This is a genomic window from Stenotrophomonas sp. RIT309 (genome assembly GCF_000632045.1).
In the GTDB taxonomy this organism is placed as follows: domain Bacteria; phylum Pseudomonadota; class Gammaproteobacteria; order Xanthomonadales; family Xanthomonadaceae; genus Stenotrophomonas; species Stenotrophomonas indicatrix.
In genome coordinates this window covers 108326-118840 of sequence record NZ_JFYS01000008.1, presented here as the reverse complement: position 1 = coordinate 118840, position 10515 = coordinate 108326, and the positions used below count along the sequence as shown (strand labels likewise).

Genomic DNA, 10515 nt, shown 5'->3' with positions numbered 1-10515 from the left:
CTCCCTGGTGAAATTAGCGCTATGGAACCACCCGATCCCATCCCGAACTCGGAAGTGAAACGTAGCTGCGCCGATGGTAGTGTGGCCTAAGCCATGCGAGAGTAGGTCATCGCCAGGGTTTACATCCAAAAACCCCGCTGCTCACGCAGCGGGGTTTTTCTTTGCGCGCGAGAAACCGAAGGTAGTGCCGGCCGCTGGCCGGCAACCTCATGAACATCACGCGGCTGCACGTGCCAGCCGGCCAGCGGCCGGCACTACCGGGTCCCAGCACTCACGCACAAAAAAGCGGCGCCCAAGGGCGCCGCTTTCTTTGGAACTCAACGGCTGGGGGACTTACTTCGCCGCAGCGGCCGGTGCCTTGGCCTTCATCATCGTGTCGCGGGCAGCCTTGAACGGATTGCCTTCGTACCAGTTGGGCCAACGATCGCCGCCGGCCAGTTCCTTGCCGACGCCATACATCAGCTGCAGGTCCTCGACCGTGCCATCCAGCTTCCAGGTGGCCGGGTCATACTCGTCCTTCGGGCCGTGGTAACGGTTGGAACCGTAGTCGGCGGCCGCCTTGCGGCCAGCCTCGACACCGCCGTCGCGCAGGTCCTCACCGCCGTCGGCGTACAGCGCCGGCACACCCGCCTTGGCGAAGTTGAAGTGATCCGAACGGAAGTAGAAGCCGCTCTGCACCGAGGTCTCGCCGTGCAGGGTGCGATCCTGGGCTGCAGCCAGCGGCTTGAGGATGTCTTCCAGCTCCGAACTGCCGAAGCCGGTCACCGTCACGTCCTTGGCACGACCGGCCACCGACATCGCATCGATGTTGATGACACCAGCGATCTTGTCCAGCGGGAAGGTCGGGTGGGCGACGTAGTACTTCGAACCCAGCAGGCCGGATTCTTCCAGGGTCACCGCCAGGAACACCACCGAACGTTCCGGCTTCGGTTCCTGATGGGCCATCGCTTCGGCCACCTCAAGGATGCCGGCCACGCCGGTCGCGTTGTCGACGGCACCGTTGTAGATGTTGTCGCCCTGTTCGCCCTCATGCTTGCCGAGGTGGTCCCAGTGCGCCATGTACAGCACGGCCTCATCGGCACGCTTGCTGCCAGGCAGCACGCCCACCACGTTGCGCGACTGCTTCTGCGCGACCTTGCTCTTCAGGTCCACCGAAGCGGTTGCCTTCAGCGGTACCGGCTTGAAGCCGGGCTTGCTGGCGTCCTTGTAGGCCTGGTCCAGATCCAGCCCGGCGCGGGCGAACAGGGCCTTGGCCGCGTCGGCGCTCAACCAGCCCTGTACCGGCAGGCGCGGCTCCGCATCGTCCTTGGCCGGCAGGTCGTACTGCGGGCCGGCCCAGGAGTTCTTCACCACGTCCCAGCCGTACGAAGCGCCCGCGGTGTCATGCACGATCAGCGCGGCAGCAGCTCCCTTGCGCGCAGCTTCCTCGAACTTGTAGGTCCAGCGGCCGTAGTAGGTCATGCGCTTGCCGTCGAACAGCTTTTCGTCATCGACATGGAAGCCCGGGTCGTTGACGAACATGACCACCGTCTTGCCCTTCCAGTCCTGGCCGGCGTAATCGTTCCACTTCTGCTCCGGCGCATCCACGCCGTAGCCGACGAAGACGAGGTCGCTGGCATCGACCTTCACTTCTGTCTGGCCGGTACGGGTGCCCACCACCATGTCGGTACCGAACTTCAGTTCGCGGGTCTTGCCGCCCTGGGTGAGGGTGAGCACGGTCGATTCATCGGCCGTGGTCTCGGTCATCGGCACGTCCTGGAACCAGCTGTCGCCGTTGCCGGGCTGCAGGCCGATGCGCTGCATCTGGTCGCGGATGTAGTTGACTGTCAGTTCTTCGCCCTTGCTGCCGGGCGAACGGCCCTCGAACTCGTCAGAGGCCAGGGTCTTCACCATCTCGGCGAAGTCGGCGGCGTTGATCGCCGCTGAGAAGGTGTGCGTGGCCGGCTTGGCGGCGTTGTCGACGCTGGGCGCCGGAGCCGGGGTGTCTTCGCCTTTGCAGGCGCTGAGCGCGGCCGCGGCGGCCAGGCACAGGAGGAGTTTGCGGGGCATCATCGGTTCCTGGAAACACAAGGGACGGCCACGCAGCACGCGCGACCGGTAGCGGGGAGTATCGCCCAAGCCGCAGGCTCAGTCGGCCGGGGCGGTATCGGTATCGAAGGGGATCGGATCGGCGCCGGTGACCGGGCCGATCCGCGCACTGCGGTGGACGTACAGCACCACCTCGCGCTCGAACAGCAGGCTGCCGTTGACCACGGCATTCGGCCCGATGATGACCCGCGGCTTGCGACTGGCCGTCAGCGAGACGCTGAAGTTCGGCTTGCGCACATGCACGCCACCGCCGACCTGTGAGCCGATGCCGACGGTGATGTCGCCGTTGACGGTCTCCACGTCCTTGCGCACGCGGCTGCCGACCAGGCCGATGCCACCGTTGACGGTTTCCACGCCGCCTTCGATCTGGCTGCCCTGGTCGCTGAAGATGCTGCCGTTGACCGTGCTGACATCGCCGTGGGCCGTCACTTCGCGACCCAGGCGGATGCCGCCGTTGACGGTCTCGATGCTGCCCGTGCGCGCACGATCGGCGACCTTGACGCCGCCGTTGACGGTGTCGATGCTGCCGGTTTCCACGCCTTCGCCGACACGGATGCCACCATTGACGGTGTCCAGCTTGCCGTAGCGCTGGCCCGGATCGGCGCTGATGCTGCCGTTGACCTTGCTCACGTCTGCCTGGGCCCAGGCCGGGCCACTGGCCAGCGCAATGCCCAACAGCAGCGGAATGGAGAGAGCTTTCATGGGAACCTCGTTGTTGTGCGGCTGGCAGGCCGCGTGCGGAGATGTCACCATTCCCTGCACGTCTCCGCATCTGCCTGAAGTCACTGGAAAGCCCTTGCGCAACAACGTCTTCCCCTCACGCCGGCATCACATCGCCACCCTGCGCGGTGGACGTTGCCTGTTGCTGGGAATGGCGCTGGCCCTGGCGCTGCCATTGCCGGGTGCGGCGCAGACCTCTTCGGCCCGCGAGGCCGAACGCAAGCTGCAGAAGCTGCGCACCGAACTGAAGGGCGTGGCGCAGGAGCGCCGGCAGATCGAGGGCCAGCGCGGACAGGCGTCGCAGCAGCTGCGCGAGGCCGATGAAAAGGTGGCACGCAGTGGTCGTGCGCTGGCCCAGACCGAATCGGCGCTGCGCGAGCAGACCCAGGCGCTGGCCCAGGCCGAACAGCGGCGCAATGCACTGCAGTCCAACCTGGAAAAGCAGAATCGCGAACTGGCCGGACTGCTGCGCGCGGCCTACCAGCTTGGCAACCACGCGCCGTTGAAGCTGCTGCTTTCGCAGGACACGGTGGCCGATGCCAACCGTGCGCTGGCCTATCACCGCTACCTGCAGCGCGAGCGCGCGCAGCGCATCACCACGCTGACGGCCGACCTCAAGGAACTGGAGACGCTGCAGGCACAGATCGCCCAGCGCCAACAGCAGTTGCAGGGCACTCACCGCGACCAGAAGCAGCAGGTCGCCACGCTCGCATCGGACCGTCGCGAGCGTGCGCAGACCGTGGCTTCGCTGGAAGAGCGCTTCAAGGACAAGCGCGAGAAGGAACAGGCACTGGGCCAGGACGCCAAGGCGCTGGAAACCTTGCTGGCCAACCTGCGCGCTGCCGCGGCCCGTGCCGAGGCCGAGCGCCGTGCCGCCGCCCGCAAGGCCGCTGCGGAGAAGGCCGCTGCCGAAAAGGCCGCACGCCAGGCCAAGGCCGAAGGCCGTCCGGCACCGGCAACCAAGATCCCGCCGGCCGTGGCCTCGGCACCAGCGCCCAAGGTGGGTGGCCTGGGCTGGCCACTGTCGGGCAATCTGCTGGCCCGCTATGGCGGCAAGCTGCCGGATGGCCGTACCAGCAGTGGCGTGTTGATCGGCGCCCCCGCCGGAAGCACCGTCACCGCCGTGGCCGACGGTACGGTGGTGTTCTCCGATTGGATGACCGGCTACGGCATGATCCTGATCGTCGACCATGGCAACGGCTACATGAGCCTGTACGCGCACAACGACACCCTGCTGAAGGATGCCGGTGCGCGGGTCAGCCGTGGCGATGCAGTGGCCAAGGTCGGCAACTCCGGTGGCCAGGGCGTGACGGCGCTGTACTTCGAACTGCGCCGCGGCGGGCAACCGGTCAATCCGGACAGCTGGCTGCAGCGGCGCTGAATTCCGCCTGGCCGCAGCAGGGCGGATTCAACGGGAATTTAGCCACGCTTCGCGCATAATCGGTGCATGTGCCTTGGGCACGATGCCATCGTCGACAGGAGTGATCCATGCGCGCAGCCCGTACCGCCACCCTCTTGCTGGCTCTGTTGCCGGCCCTGTCCTGGGCACAGCAGACCGCCCCCGTCCCGTTGAAGGAAACTCCCGGGAAGGCGGCGAGCAGCGAGGAGGCGGTGACCTCGAAGGTGCCGCTGGACGACATCCGGCGCTTCGTGGCCGTCTACAACGCGGTGCGCGCGGCCTACGTCGATCCGGTCGATGACAACAAGCTGATGCAGTCGGCTGTGCGCGGCCTGCTGCTCGACCTCGATCCGCACAGCACCTACTTCAACAAGGAAGATGCCGAGGCGTTCGACGAACAGGCCAATGGCGCCTATGAAGGCATCGGCGTGGAGCTGCAGCAGCAGCCGGACAACGCCAGCATGAAGGTGATCTCGCCGATCGACGACACGCCGGCGGCCAAGGCCGGCATCCTCGCCGGCGACCTGATCATCGCCATCGATGGCAAGCCGATCAGCGCGATCGATGCCAGCGAACCGCTGCGTGGCCCGGCGGGCAGCAAGGTGGTGCTGACCATCGTCCGCGACGGCAAGCCCAAGCCCTTCGACGTCAGCCTGACCCGGCAGACGATCCGCGTGACCAGCGTGCGCAGCCGCCTGCTGGAACCGGGCTATGGCTACATCCGCCTGAGCACGTTCCAGGCCGACACCGGCTCTGATTTCCAGAAGCACCTGCAGCAGCTGCAGAAGCAGTCCGGTGGCAACCTCAAGGGGCTGGTGCTGGATCTGCGCAGCAATCCGGGTGGTCTGCTGACCGCTGCGGTGCAGGTGGCCGATGACCTGCTCGACAAGGGCAACATCGTCAGCACCCGCGGCCGCATCAGCATCAGCGATGCACGCTTCGACGCAACCCCGGGCGACCTGCTGAAGGGCGCGCCAGTGGTGGTATTGGTCGATGCCGGTTCGGCCAGTGCATCGGAAGTGCTGGCCGGCGCACTGCGCGACAACAAGCGCGCGCGCGTGATCGGCAGCCGCACCTTCGGCAAGGGGTCGGTGCAGACCGTGCTGCCGCTGGACAACGGCGATTCGGTGAAGCTGACCACGGCGCGCTACTACACACCCAGCGGTAAATCGATCCAGGCCACCGGTATCGTGCCGGAAGTGGAACTGAAGGCAGCACCGCGTCCGGAAGACGAGGCATTGCCGGCCAGCTTGAGTGACTACAGTGAAGCGACGCTGCCGGGCCACCTGCGCGGTGATGAGGAAGGCACCGAGGGCTACCACGCAGGCGCCGTGTTGCCGGGCGATGGCCCGATCAACGATGCACTGGCCGAACTGAAGAACCCGGGTTCGGTTGCGGCGCGCTTGAAGGCAGAAGCTGCGAAGGCCGAAGCGGACAGGGCAGCAAAGGCCGCCGCCAAGCCTGCACCGAAGGCGGAGCCCAAGGCTGAAGCAAAGCCGGAAGCCAAGCCCGAAGCCAAGCCCGAAGCCAAGCCTGCAGAGATCCCGGCCAAGCCTTGAATGCGTAGCGTCGAGCCATGCTCGACTGATGTGCGGACACCGCCCGAGCATGGCTCGGGCGTTTCGCAGAATGCAGCAAGCGGACGCTAGAAGCCGTGCCGCTTGCGCAGACGTCGCGCGATCGCCGCGCGCACGTACATGCCGTACACCACGCCGAACACGAAGCCCCCGATGTGCGCCCACCAGGCGACCATGCCGAAGGTCGGGCCGATGTAGGCGAACACCACCTGCAGCGCCGCCCACACACCGATCAGCAGATAGGCCGGGGCGCGCACGAACTCCAGGAACAGCCCCAGCGGGATCACCACGCCCAGGCGCGCGCCGGGGAACAGTGCCAGATAGGCACCGATCAGCGCCGACACCGCACCGCTGGCGCCGATGATGATCTGGTCCGGGCTGCCCATGGTGTAGATCGCGACCAGGTTGGAGATCGCCCCGCCCACCAGGAACAGCAGCAGCAACCGCCACGGGCCCAGCACCCGCTCGGCCGGCAGGCCGAAGATCAGCAGGAACACCAGGTTGCCCAGCAGGTGCGACCAGTCGGCGTGCAGGAACAGGGCGGTGAACAGGCGCAGCACGCTGCCGTCCTGCAGCGTTGCCCACCAGTCCAGCGGGTGGGTCAGGCCGGTGGACAGGGCGCCCCAGTCCAGCCACAGGCTTCCGCGGGCATCGTCCGGGCGCGAGATCGACCACAGGAATGCCAGCCACAGTGCCGCAAACAGCACGGGTGTAGCCCAGCGCAGGGTCGCCTTCTTGCGCGAGGGGAGGGAGACAAACATGGCACTAGCCTAGCGTGCGGGCGCTTTTGGCGGGGAAGGAGCCTGTTCAGCTTTTGCGACGAAGAATGCGCCAGCGCTGTTATTGTTTCATTAACGGCTCTGGGTAATACTCGCATACGGCGTCGTATGTCGGGAGGGGAATCCGGCGCGCTTCGAAAGGCCATCCGGCCTGTCGGGCGCAGGCGCACTTAGAGCACCATCACCGCTTACCGGAGAGAGAACTACGATGCAAACTGCTTCTACCATTGCCCGCCTGACCCTGCTGGCCGTCGGCGTTGCCGGTGCGCTGGCCGCCGCCGACGCCAATGCCGCCGCCTTCCAGCTGAAGGAAAACAGCGCCAAGGGCTTGGGCCGCGCCTTCGCTGGTTCCACCTCTGCCGAAGGCGATGCCTCGGTGGTCGCCACCAACCCGGCCTCGATGCGCCTGCTGGAAGGCACCCAGATCCAGGGTGACGTCAGCGCCATCAGCTTCGGCGCCAAGTTCCGCGGCGAAGGCCGCTATGCCAACGGCGCTCCGATTTCCGGCGGCAACGGCGGCGACGCCGGCATGATCGCTCCGGTTCCGGCCGCGTACTTCCACGTGCCGTTCGGCGAGAAGGACAACATGCACTTCGGCGTGTCGCTGACCGTGCCGTTCGGCTTCAAGACCGAATACGACCGTGACTGGGTCGGCCGCTACAACGGCGTCAAGACCGAACTGCAGGCCATCGACCTGGGTGCGGCCTTCTCCTACGACGTCAACCCGTACCTGTCGTTCGGTGCGTCGGTGTTCGCCGAGCGCCTGAATGTCGACCTGACCAGCGCCGTCGACGGCGGTACCGCCATCAACGCCAGCGCCCAGCAGCGCGCTGCCGCCGCTGCACTGGCCGCTGGCCGCACCCCGGCACAGGCCCAGGCCGCTGCCCAGGCCGCTGGCCGCCAGGCCGCACAGCTCGGCTTCTCGCCGGGTACCGCTGATGGTTACCTGCGCATTAAGGGCGACGAAGTGTCCGTCGGCTACACCCTGGGCATGACCGTCAGCCCGGTGGAAGGCACCAACATCGCCTTCAGCTACCGCTCGGAAGTCGAACACAAGATCACCGACGGCAAGGCCGACTTCACCATGACCCCGGCTGCTGCCGCGTTCCTGGCGCAGGCTGCCCCGGGCACCTTCGTTGACAGCAACGGCCGGGCGACCATCACCCTGCCGGCCAGCGCCACCGTCAGCTTCACGCACCGCGTGAACGACCAGTGGAAGATCATGGCCGACGTGTCGCGCACCGCATGGAGCAAGTTCGACGAAGTGCGCGTCGACTACGACTCCAACCAGCCCGACAGCGTGCTGCCGTTCCACTACCGCGACACCACCTTCGCTTCGATCGGTACCGAGTACCGTCTGAACGAGCAGCTGACCCTGCGTGGCGGTCTGGCCTATGACCAGACCCCGACCACCGACGCCCACCGTGACGTCCGCGTGCCGGATACCACCCGCAAGTGGCTGTCGCTGGGCCTGACCTGGGCGCCGTCGGAGAAGATGGAATACAGCGTGGGCTACACCCACCTGTTCACCAAGGATCCGAACATCAACTCGACCTCCGCTACCGCCAACAACGTTGTCGGCAAGTACAAGGTCACCGGCGACGTGCTGGCTGCGTCGATGCAGTACAAGTTCTGATTCCGGCGATTGCCTGAAGCAGTACGAAGGAGGCCCCGCGCAAGCGGGGCTTTCTTTTTTCCGGGGATCTGCATCCACGCATGGCGTGGATCTACGCGACAATGGCCTGATGGCCGATCGCCGATACCTGAAGAAGATGACCCGCTACTGGGCCGCCGAAGAGGCGAGGGCCACCGTGGCGCTGCAGGATGCGCTCGCATCGGAATGGTTCGACTACTGGCACACCCACTTGGACTGGAAGGGGCGTGGCAATCGCCATGGCAGTGATCGCACCGCCGTTGCCGCCGCGTTGCTGCGGCTACTCGAGCGCGCGGTGGCCTGCAGGCGGCAGGACACCCAGTGCTGGGTGGTGTTGGCGCCGGATAGCGGCCAGAGCGCGCTGTTCCTGCATTCGCCGAATCCGCAGGGTACGCCTTGGCCGCATCCGTTCGATGGCGTGACCTGGGATATCGAAGCACCGGATTGGCTCGCGCCTGTGATGGCGCCGCACCATCAACTGGGCCGCTGGGGTAGCGCAGAGCCCCGGCTGCTGGTGCGCGTGCGCGCTTGATTTCCATCCACGCATGGCGTGGATCTACTGGCTCAATCCCGCGGGGCGTGGATCTACGCGACAATAGCGCGATGAACCTGTCCGACCCGAATTTCCAGCTGGAGCTGGCTGCCAACATCGCCGTTGCCGGCTCGATCCTGCTGGCCGGCCGCAACAACGTGCATACGTGGTGGCTGGGCATCGTCGGCTGCGCGTTGTTCGCTGCGGTGTTCGAGCGCTCCCACCTGTACGCGGACATGGTCCTGCAGTTCTTCTTCGTGGTCATCAGCGTGTTCGGCTGGTGGCAGTGGCTGCGTGGTGACCATGGCGCGCCGTTGCCCATCACCCGCTTGCCAGCACGCGCGTGGAGCTGGCTGCTGCCGTTGGCGGTGCTGGCGACCTTCGGTTACGGCTGGATGCTGACCCGGCTGACCAACGCGTATGCGCCCTACATCGACTCGGCGGTGCTGGTGCTGAGCGTGATCGCACAGATCCTGATGATGCGGCGCAAGCTGGAATCGTGGTGGGTGTGGCTGCTGGTCAACACCATCGCGGTGCCGCTTTACTACAGCCGCGGGCTGCACCTGACCTCGATCCTGTATGTCGGTTTCTGGATCAACGCGCTGGTGGCGCTGCGTCACTGGCGGCACCTGATGCGCGCCGAAGCGGATACGGGCAGGGCGGCCGATGGCATTGCCTGAGCGGGTACCGCGCGGGTTGGTGGTCGGCAAGTTCTGCCCGCTGCACCTCGGCCACGAGCGCCTGATCGAATTTGCTTCTGCCCGCTGCATCCAGCTGCTGGTGATCGGCTGGTCGCAGCCGGGCTTTGCCGGCTACAGCGCAGAGCGCCGCGAGCGCTGGCTGCGCGCGCGCTTTCCGCAGGCGACGGTGGCGGTGCTGGATGATGCGCGGCTGGCGGCGTTGTGCAGGCAACAGGGTGTTCCCGTACGTGCGCTGCCGCAGGACAAGGACAGTGAGCAGGTGCAACGCGCGTTCACCGCATGGCTGTGCGTGGCGTTGTTTGGCGGACCGGTGCAGGCTGTTTTCACCGGTGAAGACTACGGCGATGGTTTCGCTGCAGCCCTGGCGCAGCATTTCAATGCGCCGGTGCAGCACCATCGGCTGGAGCGTTCGACCGACATCGGTCAGGCCAGTGGTACCGAACTGCGCGCCGATCCGCATGCGCATCGACAGGGCCTGAGCCGGTCGGTCTATGCCGACCATGTGCAGCGGGTGGCCTTCATCGGCGGTGAGTCCACGGGCAAGAGCACGCTGGCGCGGGTGCTGGCCGAACGCCTGGGTACGGCATGGGTGCCGGAGTTCGGGCGTACGTTGTGGGAGCAGCAGGGCGGCGAGCTGCAGGCGCAGGATCTGCTGCGTATCGCTGCGACCCAGCCGCAGCACGAGCACCAGGCCGCGCAGCATGCGCATCGCTGGTTGTTCTGCGATACCACGCCGTTGGTGACGCTGGGCTACAGCGGCTGGATGTTCGGGACTGCGCCCGAACCACTGCAGCGGGCCGCGGCGCGTGCGTACGACCTGCTGTTCCTGTGCGCCCCGGATATCCCGTTCGAGCAGGATGGAACGCGTGTGGGCGAGGAGTTCCGCATGCGCCAACACGCGTGGTATCTGCAGCAGTTGCAGGCGCGTGGAATGGCGCATGTGCTGCTGGAAGGCGACCTGGAGATGCGTATCGCGCGGGTGCTGGAGGAATTGGTGAGGCGTGCGGACAACCGGTTCAGTGTGGTGGCGGAATGAGCTGCCAGGGGCTGGCAGGCCCGCATCCG

The 10515-nt window shown here is 66.3% G+C and carries 9 protein-coding genes and 1 rRNA gene; 7 read left to right on the top strand and 3 right to left on the bottom strand.

Annotation, left to right across the window (positions count from 1 at the left end; translation table 11 throughout):
* The first annotated feature begins 3 nt into the window (after nucleotides 1-3).
* Nucleotides 4-118 (top strand): 5S ribosomal RNA (gene rrf / locus BW38_RS14130).
* Nucleotides 119-333: 215 nt separating this feature from the next.
* Here rrf and BW38_RS14135 read toward each other — a convergent pair.
* Both BW38_RS14135 and BW38_RS14140 read right to left on the bottom strand, forming a co-directional pair.
* Nucleotides 334-2049 carry a M28 family metallopeptidase gene (locus BW38_RS14135; protein ID WP_032975649.1) on the bottom strand — a complete coding sequence of 572 codons (1716 nt, stop codon included), beginning with the start codon at nucleotides 2047-2049 and terminating at the stop codon, nucleotides 334-336.
* A gap of 78 nt (nucleotides 2050-2127) precedes the next feature.
* Complete coding sequence (locus tag BW38_RS14140; protein WP_032975637.1) at nucleotides 2128-2790, bottom strand: hypothetical protein; 663 nt, start codon at nucleotides 2788-2790, stop codon at nucleotides 2128-2130.
* 169 nt (nucleotides 2791-2959) lie between these two features.
* On the opposite strand from BW38_RS14140, the gene BW38_RS14145 reads away from it, so the two are divergent.
* The gene (locus tag BW38_RS14145; protein ID WP_223483365.1) at nucleotides 2960-4189 is read left to right on the top strand and encodes a peptidoglycan DD-metalloendopeptidase family protein; all 1230 of its coding nucleotides are present in this window, start codon (nucleotides 2960-2962) and stop codon (nucleotides 4187-4189) included.
* 107 nt (nucleotides 4190-4296) lie between these two features.
* Nucleotides 4297-5766: a S41 family peptidase gene (locus tag BW38_RS14150; RefSeq protein ID WP_032975636.1), complete on the top strand. Its 1470-nt coding sequence runs from the start codon at nucleotides 4297-4299 to the stop codon at nucleotides 5764-5766.
* Nucleotides 5767-5852: 86 nt separating this feature from the next.
* Here the strand turns inward: BW38_RS14150 and BW38_RS14155 are convergent, their stop codons facing one another.
* The gene (locus tag BW38_RS14155; protein WP_025878304.1) at nucleotides 5853-6545 is read right to left on the bottom strand and encodes a rhomboid family intramembrane serine protease; all 693 of its coding nucleotides are present in this window, start codon (nucleotides 6543-6545) and stop codon (nucleotides 5853-5855) included.
* Between the two features lie 226 nt (nucleotides 6546-6771).
* Here BW38_RS14155 and BW38_RS14160 point away from each other — a divergent pair, with 226 nt between their 5' ends.
* The 4 genes from BW38_RS14160 to BW38_RS14170 all read left to right on the top strand — a co-directional run bounded on the left by BW38_RS14160 (nucleotide 6772) and on the right by BW38_RS14170 (nucleotide 10486).
* Nucleotides 6772-8199, top strand: a complete 1428-nt coding sequence (locus BW38_RS14160; RefSeq protein WP_025878303.1) for an outer membrane protein transport protein — start codon at nucleotides 6772-6774, stop codon at nucleotides 8197-8199.
* A gap of 109 nt (nucleotides 8200-8308) precedes the next feature.
* Nucleotides 8309-8749 carry a hypothetical protein gene (locus BW38_RS21195; RefSeq protein WP_051501537.1) on the top strand — a complete coding sequence of 147 codons (441 nt, stop codon included), beginning with the start codon at nucleotides 8309-8311 and terminating at the stop codon, nucleotides 8747-8749.
* A 71-nt stretch (nucleotides 8750-8820) separates the two neighbouring features.
* Complete coding sequence (gene pnuC, locus BW38_RS14165) at nucleotides 8821-9429, top strand: nicotinamide riboside transporter PnuC (RefSeq protein WP_025878300.1); 609 nt, start codon at nucleotides 8821-8823, stop codon at nucleotides 9427-9429.
* Nucleotides 9416-10486 carry an AAA family ATPase gene (locus tag BW38_RS14170; RefSeq protein WP_032975635.1) on the top strand — a complete coding sequence of 357 codons (1071 nt, stop codon included), beginning with the start codon at nucleotides 9416-9418 and terminating at the stop codon, nucleotides 10484-10486. Before pnuC ends, BW38_RS14170 begins: the two co-directional genes overlap by 14 nt.
* Nucleotides 10487-10515 lie beyond the last annotated feature (29 nt).